Raw genomic sequence first — 17,202 nt, 5'->3', positions numbered from 1 at the left:
ACCCAATTCAACATGAGGTATAGACTTTATGTTTACCAAATACACTATATTACGACTAGCCACTTTGGCTCTACTGAGCATTTTTTTAACGGGATGCGCTTCGCCAGCAAGACTGATAGAGGTGAATAATGTGCCAAATGAAAAGTGGCGGATCACCAGCGTTTGGGTAGCCGAAACTGAGAATAAATGGCATGTTTCTGGCCGGTTGAACGCGCCCAATATTTTTGGCTTACCGGACGGGCATATTCTCGTTTCTATTCTAACTGAAGATGGAGCGATAATTGACCAGAAGATAGCAAGCTACAGAAGGGTGATAGGCAATGCAGGACGACCTAGAAGACATCAATTTGGCGTTGCTCTGTTCTTTGTTGACTTTGAATCTATCCCCGAAGACGCAGAAGTAGGTGTCGAGTATATTATTGAGACAATAAGTGAAACGAAGAAAAAACCTTTTTGACTCTCAACTTAAACATAATTTTTGTTTAGAGCAGTGATTAGAAAATTCAGTGTATCAGGTTCACAGCAGACAAGTGGAAGCCGCTATTATTCCTATTTTTTGTACAACAAAATTAAAATTTGAAGGCCTACGCAACTGATTTTTTTATTTATCAATAAGGAAGGGTATGGCCGTAATACGGAATTTTTGCCAGTTAGATTAAGTATGAAGGACGATATGAAAATGACAAAACGTGTCAGTCAAGATTGGTGATCGTATGTGCACTTTTTTATAAATTTGTTGTAGAAGTCATCGTTTCCGACTGTATCTTTAACGGTCATAATCGAAGTCGTTAGTAAAAACCACAACGGCAGTTTACTGCCTAGACCGACCTGTTAGTTTTTAAAGTATGGCGCTTTTTAGTACGTCTATAAGTACCAAATTGAATAGGTTCTTGCTTTGAAGTTAGAGATAGCAGCACCTTTAGCAAAGTATTGCTGAATGATTAAATACCCATCTTTTTTTGAGGCACGACATGCATACTTGAGTTACCGAAGCAGCTTTATTATGATAAATGAGTTGTTTCTTATCATATTAAAAATTATCACTAATAAAATGGCTTGCCCGTGATGGATGAAATTTATTAAATGGCTATAAAAGGCAGAGCAAGTATCCTCACATCTAAAGAGTGGGAGAAGGTTTTTAGTGTGATCTTGAACAATAGGCATGCTGAAAAAAATACAGCAATTATGAAGATGAGTAGGCATTTAGGTTTAAAAGCTCAGGAACTGGCTGCATTAACAATAGATGATGTTTCTATGCTAGAGGGAAATGACAGGGAGGCTAGGCAATCGTTCACTTTGCGAAAAGAGGTTTATATTGCTTCCAGAGAAACGCCAAAAAATCGATCGCGAAGTAAATATGTTAAAAAGAATTTGACCTTCACCGTTAGTGAGTTCGAAAATGCATTAGAAAAAGTTGCATCATTGGTCAAGGCAGATAAAAAGATCAACCCTATCGATTTCTATCCAACAAAAAATCAAAATTCTACGACACCAAGGCTGCTTCCTCTTATTGAAGAACCTCTCGTAAACGCATTAAAAACATACGTTGAGATGAGACTAATTAATCAGCCATTTTTAAAGTCAACAGATCCACTTTTCGTGACCCAAAAAGGCGGTTCTTATTCACCAAATACGCTTCAAGAGCATATGGCTCTGATACTTCGAGATTGGGCTGGTGTTTCAAGTGCGACATCAAATAGTGGCCGCAGGGGGCTAATTACACACGTTCTTCAAACATATGATGTTAACGTTGCACAAAGTGTGGCAGGAGTACGCAGTCCATCGAGTGTCGCAGTTAGCTACAATGATCGAACTGAACCATACTCAAACGACTCGAAAAAGTGATAGCGTCTAATTAACTTCTTTTATCTTGTTAAATACACTCCATACTTCGTCTTTTATAGCGTTGCTTCCACCTAATGGGTAATCATTCCAGTATGGTCTCTTGTTTGTTAAGTAATAATCACATGGATTTTCATGAAGAAGCTTATAGTTTGTCTCTTTCATTGCCACACTGATGATCTTACTTTCTGAACATTGATAACCTTCTCGATGCAGCTTGCAGATTGAACAATTTCGTTCTTTTATAACCTTTAACTTATTCTTAAATAAATGGCTATCTAATTTAAATGAAGTATATATCTCTTCAGATTGCTCATTAACAAAGGCTTTAAATACATTAGGATGATTGTCTTTAACGATATTACAAACGTTTTCTAATTGGACTTCATCAACTTGCGCATACATGCCGGTCTTTTTCATCAAGATCGAGGTTATTCTTTCTGTGTCATTCGTTTCTCCTTCTAATTGCATACAATTTTTTCTCAACCAATGAAGTAGCCTTTTTTGAAGACATGGAGCGAACTTGACATCATTTTCAACAACATCAGTACCCAACGAAGTTTGATCACCATAACAATCATACTGCTCACATTTAGTCGGAATTTCACCACGCAGAGCTTTTTGGATATTAGATGCGGCAACGCTTTGACTTTTGCCTGTTAAGTTGAAAAGAGCTTTTTTATGATGGTGGCAATATTTTTGGTTTAACCACTCTGCTCGGAAGAAACCAAACCCACAATTCTTGAGGTCATCTGCGATGCAATCAACACAGAAGTTAACTTTGAGAAAATTATTTTGAGTTTGTTGACTGTAATTTTCAACACCATTTCTAAATACAGTTGGCACTAACTCAAAGTGTGATAAAGGGTTCGAAAACATTCCCGCGACAGGGTTTGCTATGGCTGACCTTTGTAAAACACTAAGTAGATATTCTGGATCATAATGCCTGAACAGATGAGAATGCATCGTCGCAACAAAAGGGAAGGCTCGCCACTCTCCCATTCTATTTAACACACCAGCGAAGTCACTTTCGCCGTTTAACATTAACACCCTGAAAATGAAACTCTGTACCGATTCGTCTCCTTGCAATTGCTTCATGTAATTATATTCTCAGTTATTAGTCATGAATTTGTTGATCATATTCATTGTTAAAGGCAACTTTCCTTTACTCTTCAGTAGCCACCCATGTCCGCCGATTTGCTTATCAAGCTTGCTTAGAGATATGTTGTCATCAGTTTTAACTAATATGTCGGCAACTCTCTTAGCTAAGGTAATATCTCGTTCAGCCCAATCAATTATCCGATGAAACTTATTTTTTTGAGGGGGTGGCAACGAATTATTAAGCCAATATTTGTCATTACGATACAACCAATGAAACGCTGCATAACACTGGTTTTTTATTTCTTGTTTGATTGCAGTGGGGTAGCGACCTATACAACGTCTAATTTCTAGCCTGCATCGTCTGCGCTTAGACTCAAATTTATAACATTTTCTCTTTTCAACCAAGCCAGGATCACAAGAAATAATCTGCTCAACACTCCCAACGGAAATACCTAAGCTATTTGCAATATACTCACGATGAAAACCTTTATATGCCAAATCCAAAACTTTTTTGATAGCAAATTCGTCAATGGTGCGCGGGATTTTTTTTATCTCTATGTTATTCAACAATGCTAGTTGTTTGATATAACACCTACTCTTACCAGTTTTACGATGAATTTGCAGTATAGGCATTCCCTTTTTTAGCAATTCAAGACACTCTGTTTGGTAGCTCTCTTTTGCTTTTATATTTAACGTAGCTCTATCATTTTTCTCTGAGTTCGCTGACAACATGAACGAGATAAGTAGGTGCTTGAAAGGGTGTTGAGCAAACTTTCCATTCACCAGATGATAAACATAATTTGTTTTCGCTGTTTGAAGAGGTATGAGCATGTCATTCGGTAACGCCAATTTAGCAGCTAAACTTTTTAAGTCAGTCGTTAATTTTTTATTTTTAATCGTTCCAGACGTAAGTAAATAGCCAGATTTATATAGTGATTCCCTGAGTTCTGTTAAATCAAAAAAGTCTGAATATGCTAACTCATTGAAAATAAATGTATTGGCAAACCTTGCAAAATCTGAGGTTATTTTATTTGAGCTGTCAGCAGGCATGTTATGAGGTGGTAGGAAGGATGGCGCGATATATATTCTTGCTGGTAACACTAGTCTGTTTAACCTGACAGGATGCTCACTGCATGACTCAACCCCTGGTATCTGATGAGAAATATGCCAATAACTTACACCATGTTCATACATATCTTTTTTAGCGCATAATGGACAATACTTAACCGTTAAAATTTCTGTTTCCTTAAAACTAGCCAAGTTGCAAGCTCGAAGTACAGCATTACAATTGCCAGCCATCAATGCATTATTAATCTCCTTTGATCGTTTTGGTTGGTAGTACTTAAAAAGCTTTATCAAGGTTTGTTGATTGATTACACATTCAACCTCATTTCGCGATAGGCTTGCAATGGAACCTATCCCAACGGTTAGATACGGGTGAATAGAAACCCGCTTCCTATTGAAGTAAGTATTCAAAAATTTATCTACTGGCATGCCAGTTAGCGTAAGACTTCGTACTATCCTGCTATAAAAAGATTCATCTGGTAAGGCAATTGGCACCCACATTGATCAAGGCTCTTAAACCACGCATCATGCAAGTTGCTTTAGTGGATCGTCGCAAAGGATGCCAATACCACGAAAATATTCATTGGCATCCTCCTCGTCCACTCCCCGTCTTAATAAGTCTGGATCCTCAATGCGAGATAGAAGATCGATACAGGCAGTTAATTCTAATAGCTTCGCTGAGAATTCAGGATGCTGCGGCCTTGTTACGTCTGCAATAGGAGCAGATGTAATTGAGGTATCTTTAACCTCAGTGACAATTGTTTGATTGGCAACACGGCGGTTACGGCGAGGCATTGTGATTTCATCGCGCAAATTTATCACTTCTTTTGTTTTAGACGATAAGCCAAGAGCACTAAGCGCCGCTTGTTGCAGAACTCCTACTGTAATACGCTCGTCACCCGAGCCTATGACCAGCCTTTGCGCATCTCTGTATATACGATGAGCCATGTCAAGGTTACCAACAGAAAGCTCAAAAATTGTATTGTTTAACTCCTCAGTCAGCTCAGTTGTAATATCAGTCCAATGCAAATCCCATAGTTCTTGTATAAAATATTCCCATTCCTGACTGTTCCTAGTAAGTTGCTTCATTATAAAATAACCGCCACCTTCTGCTCGTCTAGCAGCTTTGAGTGTTCGCGCTAAAGTATCGTCAAATGGCGGATTTGCGCAGAAGAACATCGGTATACCCAACTTGTTTACAAGGGTATGTATAAAATTAAGAAGATTGTTCTCTCCCCCTGTTCTTTTTAAAGTAAGCCTTTGCATTTCATCGATAACAAGCATGCCTAAGAAGTTCACCTTAATTTTTTGCTCTATTTGTCTGGTTAATGCTCCTATAGTTGTTGCAGGTTTTGTTTTTCCCTCTTGGACAATATCGTCAATGCAAGAAAGTATTTCTTCACATAGGTCGCGTACACTTGAATTGTGAGGGCAATCAACTTTAATCCACACAATCTGGCGTTGATACTCCATTTTTTTGCCATTGTAATTGTTATGCACTATTACATTTGGGAAATAGTTAAGCACTTGCTCAAGCATGCTAGATTTGCCGACACCGCTATCGCCAACTAAGGTCAATCCTTCTGCTTTCGGTTCAAAATAGCCTGTTTTGGGTTCAATTTTGGGGCGCTCATCGGCTGCATAATGAAGATATTGTGCAGTTGTTGGTGTAAATGGATTTTTAGCCGAATAGCCATCTTTTAGCGCAGTTTCAATAGCTCTGAAAACCTCAGCATAAAGTGGAAGCGGTTGGCGAAGCGCCTTTAAACGGATTGTATATTCAGCTCTAATCAATGGATCGGGGTTTTCTCGAATATGAATATCAAGATCGGGGTAATTACTGAATTTATCCATTATCTCATCGGCACTTACTTTTCTAGGTAGTGCCTCTATCCATGGATTACCCCTGTATTCAGGAAGAATTGCTTCGTGGTAAGTTGCTTGTTCTGTACGCACTGTTTACTTCCCTTTTGGTCTGCGAGGCAAATGAACTTTTTTACCCTTTGGCTGATCGACTAGCTTGGCTACTTGAGTAGATTGAATTGACTCTTGCTTATCTTCTATTGCGTTGCTAGTGCTGCTAATCTCGTTCTTTCTACTTTCCCGCATATTTTTGATTTTCTTGGCAAAGGGAATCGTATTTTCATCCTGATTAGACTTAGCAACACGCTCTTCTTCTTTACGCATTTTCCGGCTATCAATAGATTCAATTGATATCGGAGATTTCGCTTTACTCTGGTCTAACCAATCGTTGAATGCGTCTGCTTCATACATTGGTTTATTCTCAAACATGTTACTTCGTTGCAGGAGATTGCATTTGACAAAGTTTTCATTCTTGTCGAATTTAACGTAGATAAAGTTTGTAGTATTTTCGTTGATCCGTGCATCTAGCTGCCAATTTCCATGTGTTCTTGCGATAGTAGTTAAATCATCTTTAATCACACGCTCATTGGAGTAATACAAGCCGTTGTACTCGATTGCATGCTTTGTCATAGTTGCTTTTGCGGGAGGGTACATTCGACTAATAACTACATCAATATCCGCCACCTGAAGTGAATGCTTATAACTAGCTACATTCACTTTCCAGTAATTAATTGGTGTCGGAAGCAAATCATATTTAATAAGCAGTGCATTTGATTTTGCTAATCGATCATATTTAGTTCTGTTAAGTTCCAAGGCTGCATCAATAAGCAGGGTAGTGAACTGTTTAAGGGTATAAATTGCGTCCTTTCTTGGATCCTTATCACCACGGATAACTACGCCACCGCGAGTAGTGCCGCTCAGATCGTGTATCAGCTCTTTATTTAGAAGACCATACCTGACTTCAACCATAGACTTAAAGTCTGGTCTATATGGCGGTGATAATTGAAGTTCTGTTAGAGGGACGACAAGTTTTTGTGGATTAAGACCAATCATCTCTCCGTTGTCGCACATTAACGTTAATGGAATATGATTAACTGGCCAATCACTGTCTTGTATATTGATTCCAAACTCTTTGCAATAATCTGCCTTTGGCAAGAACGTGTTGGCCAATGCTTGTCGTGCTGCTCGCCATGAAGCGTAAAAAAGTGAAACGTTTAACCCACATACAACACCTGTAGCTCTATCAACAACTGAATAAATGGTAGGGCGGCCAAGTATAAGGTTAGACGACCACTCTGAGACAATGTGAACATCAGCAACTGTAGCATCAATTTCAAAACAATCACCAGGCACAGACCATTTTGTGGACGTACTGCCACTGACGCCTCGTCGATTAAGCAAGTAATCTCGCTCAGTAGTTGTCCTTTTTGCTGTTTCAGCTTTATCAAACAGCTTTTCTTTCCAATATCTTAATTGTGCTAGGCTTGGCACATTAGGTACGGTACCCAGAGCGTTAGCCATTTTAATTTCATCAAAATAATATGCCCTAAGTAATTCATCGTAAGCTTTAGGTATTGATTTACCATGGGGTTTTAGGACATGAACTGACAATATTTTTCGAAATTTGTCCTTATCTTCCTCAGTAACAATAAAGTTTCTAGCCCTTTCAACCGCGACAGTCCTTGCTTTTTTGGGTCTCCCCATAGGAAGGGATTTGACTGTTTTGAGTTTTCCGTAACCACCACACTTACTATAAGCCGGTAATAACGCGTCTGGGGTTTGTCCATACTTCCAAAATAACTTCAAGAGTCGAGTTATTTTTTTTGAATCGCTTCCTACCTTTTTTGCATGAATATTTATGCCTTTGGCACGCTTACTGGTTGATATTTGTATGAGGAATTCTTCATCGCTAACCAAGGCTTTAATTAGATTGTATTGTCTATCTCTGTAGGCACGGTGATTTTCACTTATTTCATCCTCGTCGGACAACATATAGACAGGCAACTTAAAGCTCGCTTTAAGCACATCTTGCTCGCTAATTGCAGTTTGGAATGTCCTAAAATCAGCAATTGCAGGGCGTCCTTCTGCAATGGGTTCGATAATCGGAAACAATATTACATAGTTAAATTCTTCATCCAGTTTTAGTATTCGGTACAAACCTGCACCAAAACCTTGAAAGGTTTTTATGTCCCAAACACTGTTTCTAAGAATTTCCAAGGGCTAAATCCTGATTAAAGTCAGAAATAGAGTATACGGTTATGAAATCACTGCGTTCCAAAGCAATTGAAAGATCGACCTCGATATATTTGTATCCTATTAAACATCTTAGTAGCTCTAGTGCGTGTTCTTGCTTTACGTTCAAGTAGAGCGCGAAACTATCGCAAACCTCTTTTATCAATACCAGGCCAACATTGATATATTGCAAAGCTGCCAACAACTGATCTTCTGAGAATCTATTCTTATTTGAGCGAATGATATGTGTAGCCCAATTTACATTTTTACTCTGAATTTGAGTCGTTTGATTGCCGGTAAAATAGTTGAATTTAATACCAAATAAATCCCACCACACTCTCTCAATTTCTATTTTCTCCAACACCCTTAGCTTATTAGAATCTTTCTCTGGCTTGACTGAATAGGCCTCGTAAACCTTTTTGCCGTTAACGTTGCGTGTAATTAAGAAATCAGTAGTGATCACTATAGGTATTTGACTTGTGGGGTGAGTTGGATGTTTTATATCCAATGTTTTTGCGATCTTTATAGAAAGGTTAATTGGCAATAGAGGGAACTGTTCTCTAATATCAACCACAGATTCACTGAATTCCGCTAAGTAAAAAAATTCCGTTTCAATTGCCGACAGTAAATGATGGGTTCTTCCTGATTTAACGCCATATATCTGAGAGCGAACGCCAGATGATTTGACATCCTGAACTCTCAACCAGGGCTTGTAAGAGGAATTTTCTCCAATTCCATATTTGTTTTTCAACGCTCTATTAAAATCGTCGAATGTTTCCAACTTGCGCCTTGGCATAACACACACCTAAATTAAAACAATAGGTATACAATAAGAGGGAATGCTTTAAAGGACAATCTTTTTTATGCTATTTATAGTTAAGGGGTAAACTTTTTTATTTAGGGACAAACTTTTTTATGATGTCACAAAATCAAACCACTTGCCCGGCTACATAACCAGACGACCATGCCCATTGGAAGTTATAGCCCCCTAGCCAGCCAGTGACGTCCATCACTTCGCCGATGAAATATAGCCCTTTCACATCTTTGGCTTCCATGGTTTTAGAGGACAGAAAATCTGTGTCCACGCCGCCTAATGTGACCTCTGCGGTGCGATAACCTTCTGTGCCGTTAGGTTTTAAGTGCCATTGATGAAAGGCTTTTGCAACCTCATTTAGGCTCTTGCCTTGATATTGTTTTAAGGGTTTGTTCTCAATGCCCAAATAGGGCAACACGGTTTGTACATAGCGTTTGGGGTAAAATGCCGCTAAGGCATTACTGAGCAATACATCCGGTTGGCTTTGTTGGGCTTTGTGCAATTGTTCATACAAATCACCATTTGGGTATAAGTCGAACTCAACTGCTTGGCCTGGCTCCCAAAAAGACGAGATTTGCAGTACTGCGGGGCCACTTAAGCCTCTGTGAGTAAACAAGATATTTTCATTGAAGCTGGTGTCGTTGCAGTTAGCGCTAGCATCAAGGGAAATACCGCTTAGCTCAGCGAGTACGTTTTTGTCTTGCTCGTGCAGAGTGAAAGGCACTAGGCCTGCGCGGGTCGGCTTTACCGTTAAACCAAATTGCTCCGCGACTTTATACCCAAATGGGCTGGCACCCAGTTTCGGCATAGAAAGCCCGCCCGTGGCAATCACCAGGGATTCACATTGATACTCGCCTTTACTGGTCTGCAAGGTAAAACCGGTATCACCTTTTTCTATTTTCAGTACATCACATTGATTGGTGACTGTGGCGCCTGCTTTGTCGCATTCGCTCAGCAGCATGTTGAGTATATCTTTGGCGCTGTCATCACAAAACAGCTGACCTAAGGTTTTCTCATGATAGGCAATACCGTGCTCAGCAACCAGACTGATGAAATCCCACTGGGTATATCGGCTTAGCGCAGATTTACAAAAGTGTTTGTTATCACAAAGGAAGTTTTCGTGAGAGGCGTACATGTTGGTGAAGTTACAACGACCGCCGCCAGACATGAGAATTTTGCCACCGATACGCTTTGCGTGGTCGAGCACAGCCACACTACGCCCGCGCTTTCCCGCTTGCGCTGCGCAAAATAAACCTGCTGCACCTGCACCTATGACGATTACGTCTACTTTCTTCACTTTACTGCCTGTTGTTTTAGAGGGATGTATTTCGCGCGGAGTATAAAGAATTTTGCTTTAAAAACCCAAATTAATGCTAAGTTGTGCTCACGCTATCTTGTATATTCCGCCTATCTGAGGAGCCACTTTGACTGACCTTCAACCTAGCAAACGGACTTTTATCGATTTGAGCCACCGCATCTATGACGGCTTAATTACTTACAAGGGTTTACCCGCGCCCATTATGTGCGACTACCTAAGTCGCGAAGAATCAAAAAAGATTTACGGTGATGGTTATCAAGTACAGATTGGCAAAATCGAAATGGTCAGTAATACCGGCACCTATATCGACACACCATTTCACTTTGCGGCAGACGGTGACGACCTTGCACAAGTGTCTTTAGAATTGCTAGCTGATTTACCCACAGTGGTGATTGATGCAAAAGATAGCATAGAGATCGGCCTACACTTTTTTAAGAATGCGGATGTAGCGGGTAAAGCAGTACTTATCAATACCAATTGGAGCAAGCACTGGAACAGCGAGCAATACTTTGAGAATCACGCATATTTGACTGAAGAGGCGGCGCAGTGGTTGCTTAATAATGGTGTAAAACTAGTGGGTATTGATTCACACAATATTGATGATACGCGAGGCCAAAAACGCCCAGTACACAGCCTGTTGTTGGCTAACGAAGTATTGATTTGCGAGCACCTTACCAATTTGGATAAAGTGCCCACCAGCGGTGCGCGCTTTTATGCGGTACCGCCTAAAATTACCGGTGTAGGCACCTTCCCGGTTCGGGCGTTCGTGCAAATCAACTAAGGGCTTGTTAACTTTTTTGCAGAGCTTCTATGCGTTTATCTAGCGGCGGGTGGCTGGAAAACAGTTTTTGTACCTTACCTGCACTGATAGCAAACGCCGCCATTTCTTCTGGCATGGGCGGCGCATCTTGGTTTTGCTTCAAACGTTTAAGCGCCGCAATCATATTGCTGCGCCCAGCTAAACTTGCGCCACCAGCGTCCGCTCTGAATTCACGATAGCGTGAGAACCACATTACGATCATCGACGCTAAAATGCCCAATATCACTTGGCTGATAATCGATACAATCCAAAACGCTGGCCCATGACCCCGTTCTACTTTAAATACGACTCGGTCTACCACATGGCCGATAACCCGCGACAAAAACACCACGAAAGTATTCAGCACGCCTTGGATTAGGGTCATGGTAACCATATCGCCATTGGCTACGTGGCTAATCTCGTGCGCAAGTACTGCCTCAACTTCGCTTTGGGTCATGCTCTCAAGCAAACCTGTACTGACTGCAACCAGGGCGTTGTTTTTATTCCACCCTGTGGCAAAGGCATTTGGGCTTGCGTGCACAAATATACCCACCTCAGGCATGCCGATATTAGCTTGCTCTGCTTGGCGCTCTACTGTGCGTAACAGCCAACGCTCGGTGTCATTTTCGGGACGCTCAATCACATGCACATTCATGCTACGCTTGGCCATAAATTTCGATATCAGCAAGGAGATGATTGAGCCACTAAAGCCAATAACGGCCGAGTAAACAAGCAAAGCCTGCAAGTCTAAGTCAACCCCGTTTTGTGCTAACAAACCTTGAAAACCAAACAGACTAAAGACCAAGCTAATCAATACCATAACGGCAATATTAGTGGCTAAAAACATTAATATTCGAAACATATTTCACACTCCAATTAGATATGCTTAATATGTGGACAATCTCTGCACAGCGCAATAGCCAAGGTGCGATGATTCAATATTTTTTGAAAGACATGGCTTCATTAAACAGAGTTACATTGGCCCGGCATTGGAAAACGAGGAATAGAAGAATGCGATGCTAAGGATTGAGTTGCCTTGCCACTCGTTATAAACCCGGTGAGCTCTTCATCAATAAGTGCTTTCACCTTGTGTAAAGCAGGTCGCATAACAATGGTTAATGGAACCGTACTGGTTGGTTTTGGGGAATGATGAATTGTCAGCCCACAGTATTCAGGAGCCGAGAAGATGAGTTTAGCGTTATAGTTATTGAGCACTGCATAATCGCAACGGCCCTTTGCCAACATTAAGCCCAGCGTGTCTTGAGTAGATGATTCAAATCGAAGCAATTTTCCAGCCTCAAAAGATGCCTGTAGGCCAGTGTAGGCGTAGCCTAGCTGAGTACAAACCCGCTTATTCTCAACGCTAGCGAAGTCAAACTCGTCATCAAACGGCGTGAGGCTATATAAAAAGGTCTTATGCTGAATAATCGGTATGCTGGTAATGACTTTGCTAGGCTCAGATACCCAGCCCAAATTCGCAAGATACAAATCAACTTTGCCTTCTTTTGCAAATGTTTCGCTACGTTGTTGATTTGAATCCACGAAGGTAATGTCTAATAGTTCGCGCCGCTTTAAGGCTGCAAAAAATTCTGGTACCAGCCCTTTGTAGGTTTGCGAAGGATCGTCGTAATACAGATAGGGGAAGGAACCGGGAGTATTAACCGCAAAGGTAAGTTCATAGGGTTCAGTGGCTTGCGCCAGTTTCGCGTTAAACGGCAGTACAAGAAGTAATATGGCAAGTTTACATAAGCGCACCAGCGTCAAACGAAATTCCTTTACTAAGCGACTTTAAGTCAATCAGTATCAATATTTCACGCCCATAGGTCAACTTTGATTACTTGAAAATTAACAGCAGAAGAGGCTTGCCCCCAACTCCATTAGCACCGCACTCAACGCCTGCGGGTTAGTCTTTTGAAGGTATGTTCTGCAGTAGGTTGATAATAGTGCGGTTATTATTTAATTTGGCCAGCTCAATCAAGTAATCTTTCTCAATGTCTTGCATAGGCCCAGTTGGCAGTAGCTCTTTCACGGTTTGCTCTTCACCGTTGGCAATAGCGGTTTTTAAGGCTGCAAAGTGCGCGATACCGTGTTCATTTTGATCCTGTTTACTAGACGTCATAACATGTCCTCCATTAAGAATTCACTTCTAACCTAACAGCTCAGCCTTGGCTTGATCAACAAGAGCTAACAATTTGTAACCTTTGTATTTGCTTTATCATACTCAGGGCGCCGGCAGGTAAAAAAGCCGATTGGCAAAACCTTCTGAGAATAGCGCATGATTAGAGGTAGGCTATATTGTCGGTTTGTCGGCGTAGAAAGATTGTGAATAACTAGAAGGTGCTACAGCACAGACGACTGCCACCAATAGCAGGTGACAATTGTGCCGCAAGGATTACATGTCTGATTGAAATACTCACACCTGCCTTTTATTTTTGCACTAGGAGCAAGCTTCCACTTGGTGGGTTATATCTTCTTTTTGTTGCTCTGCTTGTTCAAAACGGCTGATTAATGCACTTCTGATCCAAAGTGTGGCTAAAGCTAAAACAACCCCTTTAGCCGCCATACTTGCGCTGGCATCATCGGGCAGCAAGAACAAGTTACTGCTACCAATAAAGTAAATACCTAACGCTATGGCGGTAGGCCAAGCACTGACTGTATTTATTGCTAAGCCCGCTAATACGTAACTCAGGCCTACAGATAACAGCGGCATGTAAATAAAAGCACTTAGTAGAGGGGAGTTTGGGTTAATGTACCCAAAAAGGCTTAAAGGCATAGCACAGAGTCCAATCAACAGACCCACAAAGATTGGAGCCTTATGGATCCCTACCAAATTGGACAGCTCTTGAAAGATAACTCCTCTCCAGCAAGCCTCGAAAGGGAAAACCACTAAAATAGCCATTAGCACCCCGACAACAGTGATCGTAAGACACAAGTTAAGGGCAAAGAAAGCATAGGATTGAGGCTCGTTACCTAACAACAATGCGACATTAGTTATGTGGATTTGTTGGCGTACCGTATCTAAAAAATACACTTGATCATTTAGATGTCCCAGTCGCCCAAAATACAAAGAGCCCTGCTCTGCGAACAATAATACGAAACCAGTAAAAATACCTATCCCTATCCATTTAATATCGATACGTTTAACACTGACTAGCATCAAGTTAATGCATTTTCTTCCACTTAATAAACATGCCAATAGGGGGATCCACATTAAACTCACTATTAGCATTCCTCCAAAGCTAATAATGTCGATATAGGCAAATAGACACTGCACTGAGATACTGGTGATAAAAATAACTGCAATAAGAAAGTTAAACTTTTTTATGGTGAGTTGCATGTACGCCCCCTTAGCTTGCTAAAGCATCGAATTGTTGCCAATTGATTTGGCGGTGAATATTCAATAAAGGCACTTGAATCGTATTAACTGCTTCGTCCCAAGTTTTCCCCGTTGTAGTTAACGCGTGGTACTGATCATAGTAAAAGCCAACTTTGCCGTCTGCTTGGCATTGCTGCTCGATAAAACGCAGAGAAAAGGTGAGGATATACTCTATATCTAAACGCTGAATATCTGGTATTTGCTCTTCTAAAGTCTTAAGTACCGTCAGTGCTAATGGCAAGTTGTAGTCATTAAGAAGTCTAACCAGCTGCCCTGAAGCATATGCTGCAAAGTAAGATAATGAGGGGCCTCTTGCCCATATGGTATCTATATGGGTAGCAGCCAGTCTGAATGTCATGCCGGCCACGAGCATTGTGTGATAATGCTTGACCCAGGTTTGAAATTCATCACTGGTTTCACTTAGCTTTTCGAACCCTTCTGGCTCACCTGGGCCCGGTACTATGGTGTGACCAATTAAATTCTTGTCTACTAGGTCTAATGCATACTGCAAATGCCAACGCTTACAGAGTCCAGTCAATATCAAACACATCAATAACTCTAACGCTAGATCTAAATTATTATTTGCCATATAGCGCACGAAAAGAGCTTCTAAAGCTTGCAACTGAAGGTGTCCGTATGTCGGTTCAAGCCCAAGAAAATCTTGATTGACCTTCATACCAGTCAAGTAAAAAATATTATGCGTTAAAGCATAAGCTTGCGCTTCATCACATTGAATCGGATCTGGCAGACGATTCATGTTGGTCAACCTATTCACCTCTTTAAGTGAATAGGGCATTTCAGATAATCCATATATTTTTGCGAAAAACAGATTATCCATCAGTCGAAAAGGAGGTAGCTCTATTGATCGTAAATGAGTTGATAGGTAAGTATCTTCGAAATAGGCATCTAGTTTTTCGGTACTTTTGCCTAAGCTTTTTGCCACAGCTACAGGGAATGCATAGAGACCATATGTGGCGAGATTCCGCCTAGCTAAATCCAAGTATTCATTGGAAGAGATGGTATGCCAATAGCTTTCAACTAATGCTGTTGGTGATCCAAATGCTTCATATTGTGCGGCCACATATATGTACAAGCCAGCTTCGCCAAACGCTTTGCGGCGATAATCAGTCCCTTTGGGGCAGTCAGCGACTAAAGGTTGGAAGCATGACAAGTTTCTATCTACCCAGTTATCAATTTTATCAATTCTTTTTTCTAAGTATTTTAACGTCGTACTACTTTCTGCAAAATTTTGATTATTCATGATAGTCGTTCCTTATTAAAGTTAATTAATAGTAATCAAAGACAGCATTAAGCGAACTGTAAGATCTATCAGCTAACCTCAATTAAACGCTAAAAATAATAACCTGATACTTTTTACAGTTTCCCAAATCAAAAAAACAAACAATGATTATCCCATCAATTTCAGGGGAAACAAAAATGAATAAACTTAAAATAGAACTATTTAAGAAAGACATAGAAGCCAAAATTAAAAATATAGATATTTGGTTAGATGAAAATAAAGAGTATTTTGATTTATATAGAATTTCAGATAGTGAAACTACATTTTTACATAGAAAGTCATTTTGCGAATATTCTCTTTATTTATTAGTTTGTAATAACCATACAATTAAATCAAAAAGTAAAATCGTTGAAAAGCAATTCTTTGATCAACTGAAAGATGAAAAATTCCTTCAATTAGCTAAAGCAAATCGCGAACTTTTCCTCGCCTTTGGATTACCCATTGCAGTCGCTAAGCACCTTGGGGTTAACAATACAGAACACGAAAACTATTTTGCAGACGAGCTTTATTCACAACATGCACGTTCGTTGGAGTTAGTGCCCTTTCGTATGATGGATTATATTTTTGCTACGCAGATCCACGGTGACTTAGCACATATATTCCCAGTAAAAAGCCTATATGCCATGTCGAACTTTACCCGTTTACCCGACCCCATTCACACTGATGAGTCCCAGGCGTACGCCTTAACACATAACGTGTTTTATCTGACTGGCATGCGCAAATGCCATGACTTTTTGGATGTTGGGCTGCGGTTTGACCACGGGATCGTCAACTCTTTAGAGGCTCTGCTAATAAAATATATTGCCAAGCAAGATCTCGACGTATCGCTAGAATTACTAGCGTCCCTCGCCTTAACTGGACATTGCAAAGAATGGCATATGGATCTGGTTTTTTGTGAAATCGCCAAGGTAATACAAAACGACACAATCATTCCGGGTCCGGTTGGGCGAATGGGTGATGATGTTAAGCAGCGCCACGGAGAGAAGTTCCAAACGTGGGCTAAAAATTATCACACCATGCTGGTCGCGGCGATGTGCTTGCGAATTATTTATGACCAATTAGACGACATTTTCGTTAGCGAGGCCCCTGTCGATTTGAAGCTCATATATTCTCTTGGACACTCCCTAAGATTGGCCGACGAATACAACCTTCCCCTTCTGCTGACCGTTCTCAAATCGCTAGAAACTGATCGTGAAGCAATTGAAAAAGTCGGTTTGGGTCACGTCATTGATAACACGGTTAAATTTGTTAATTCGCAACGAAATGAACGCGGCTATATAGGCTATTTTCATGACGAAAAATTGAAGAATCAAAGCAAGTGCTTCGAAACTTCAGTCCACAGCACGATTAAAAAGATTGATGACTGTATCGACTGGAAGAAACTAGCAATTGCTTAATAAATTGAATAGCTAACGCACTTATTTGCGTTAGTCATTCATAACTTGTTATCGCAACGAAAATTAGTCCGTTCGATAACGTATATAAAACTAAA

At 40.5% G+C, this 17,202-nt stretch carries 15 protein-coding genes; 4 read left to right on the top strand and 11 right to left on the bottom strand.

The features are described from left to right. Positions 1-28 precede the first annotated feature (28 nt). Both GMES_RS22480 and GMES_RS13460 read left to right on the top strand, forming a co-directional pair. A complete protein-coding gene (locus GMES_RS22480; RefSeq protein WP_006993263.1) occupies positions 29-457 on the top strand; it encodes a hypothetical protein in 429 nt (142 codons plus the stop codon). A 626-nt stretch (positions 458-1,083) separates the two neighbouring features. Continuing rightward, the gene (locus GMES_RS13460; RefSeq protein WP_006993262.1) at positions 1,084-1,845 is read left to right on the top strand and encodes a site-specific integrase; all 762 of its coding nucleotides are present in this window, start codon (positions 1,084-1,086) and stop codon (positions 1,843-1,845) included. Between the two features lie 6 nt (positions 1,846-1,851). Here GMES_RS13460 and GMES_RS13455 read toward each other — a convergent pair whose 3' ends face one another. The 6 genes from GMES_RS13455 to GMES_RS13430 form a co-directional block, all read right to left on the bottom strand. Next, positions 1,852-2,940, bottom strand: a complete 1,089-nt coding sequence (locus GMES_RS13455) for a TniQ family protein (RefSeq protein ID WP_006993261.1) — start codon at positions 2,938-2,940, stop codon at positions 1,852-1,854. Positions 2,941-2,952: 12 nt separating this feature from the next. Then, entirely contained in the window at positions 2,953-4,509 is a 1,557-nt protein-coding gene (locus tag GMES_RS13450) for a TnsD family Tn7-like transposition protein (RefSeq protein ID WP_006993260.1), read from the bottom strand. A gap of 24 nt (positions 4,510-4,533) precedes the next feature. Next, entirely contained in the window at positions 4,534-5,964 is a 1,431-nt protein-coding gene (locus GMES_RS13445) for an ATP-binding protein (RefSeq protein ID WP_006993259.1), read from the bottom strand. A gap of 3 nt (positions 5,965-5,967) precedes the next feature. Then, on the bottom strand, positions 5,968-8,088 hold the full coding sequence (locus GMES_RS13440) for a TnsB C-terminal domain-containing protein (RefSeq protein WP_006993258.1): 2,121 nt from the start codon (positions 8,086-8,088) through the stop codon (positions 5,968-5,970). Continuing rightward, positions 8,075-8,884, bottom strand: a complete 810-nt coding sequence (locus GMES_RS13435) for a TnsA endonuclease N-terminal domain-containing protein (protein ID WP_226990299.1) — start codon at positions 8,882-8,884, stop codon at positions 8,075-8,077. Before GMES_RS13435 ends, GMES_RS13440 begins: the two co-directional genes overlap by 14 nt. A 148-nt stretch (positions 8,885-9,032) precedes the next feature. Beyond that, a complete protein-coding gene (locus GMES_RS13430; protein ID WP_006993256.1) occupies positions 9,033-10,214 on the bottom strand; it encodes a BaiN/RdsA family NAD(P)/FAD-dependent oxidoreductase in 1,182 nt (393 codons plus the stop codon). Between the two features lie 127 nt (positions 10,215-10,341). On the opposite strand from GMES_RS13430, the gene GMES_RS13425 reads away from it, so the two are divergent. Further along, positions 10,342-11,016 (top strand): cyclase family protein, encoded by a 675-nt coding sequence (locus tag GMES_RS13425; protein WP_006993255.1) that lies wholly within the window; start codon positions 10,342-10,344, stop codon positions 11,014-11,016. Between the two features lie 7 nt (positions 11,017-11,023). Here the strand turns inward: GMES_RS13425 and htpX are convergent, their stop codons facing one another. The 5 genes from htpX to GMES_RS13400 all read right to left on the bottom strand — a co-directional run bounded on the left by htpX (position 11,024) and on the right by GMES_RS13400 (position 15,671). Then, entirely contained in the window at positions 11,024-11,896 is an 873-nt protein-coding gene (gene htpX, locus GMES_RS13420; RefSeq protein ID WP_006993254.1) for a protease HtpX, read from the bottom strand. A 101-nt stretch (positions 11,897-11,997) separates the two neighbouring features. Continuing rightward, a complete protein-coding gene (locus tag GMES_RS13415; protein ID WP_226990302.1) occupies positions 11,998-12,789 on the bottom strand; it encodes a substrate-binding periplasmic protein in 792 nt (263 codons plus the stop codon). Between the two features lie 148 nt (positions 12,790-12,937). Next, the gene (locus GMES_RS13410; RefSeq protein ID WP_006993252.1) at positions 12,938-13,153 is read right to left on the bottom strand and encodes a hypothetical protein; all 216 of its coding nucleotides are present in this window, start codon (positions 13,151-13,153) and stop codon (positions 12,938-12,940) included. 318 nt (positions 13,154-13,471) lie between these two features. After that, entirely contained in the window at positions 13,472-14,371 is a 900-nt protein-coding gene (locus GMES_RS13405) for a hypothetical protein (protein WP_006993251.1), read from the bottom strand. Positions 14,372-14,381: 10 nt separating this feature from the next. Next, positions 14,382-15,671: a DUF6895 family protein gene (locus GMES_RS13400; RefSeq protein ID WP_006993250.1), complete on the bottom strand. Its 1,290-nt coding sequence runs from the start codon at positions 15,669-15,671 to the stop codon at positions 14,382-14,384. Positions 15,672-15,847: 176 nt separating this feature from the next. Between GMES_RS13400 and GMES_RS13395 the strand changes: the two genes are divergently transcribed. Beyond that, complete coding sequence (locus tag GMES_RS13395) at positions 15,848-17,107, top strand: DUF6895 family protein (RefSeq protein WP_006993248.1); 1,260 nt, start codon at positions 15,848-15,850, stop codon at positions 17,105-17,107. The last annotated feature ends 95 nt before the right edge of the window (positions 17,108-17,202 follow it).

Source organism: Paraglaciecola mesophila KMM 241, from assembly GCF_000315015.1.
GTDB lineage: Bacteria > Pseudomonadota > Gammaproteobacteria > Enterobacterales > Alteromonadaceae > Paraglaciecola > Paraglaciecola mesophila.
The sequence above is the reverse complement of the archived record's forward strand: the minus strand, read 5'-3'. Positions and strand labels throughout refer to the sequence as shown.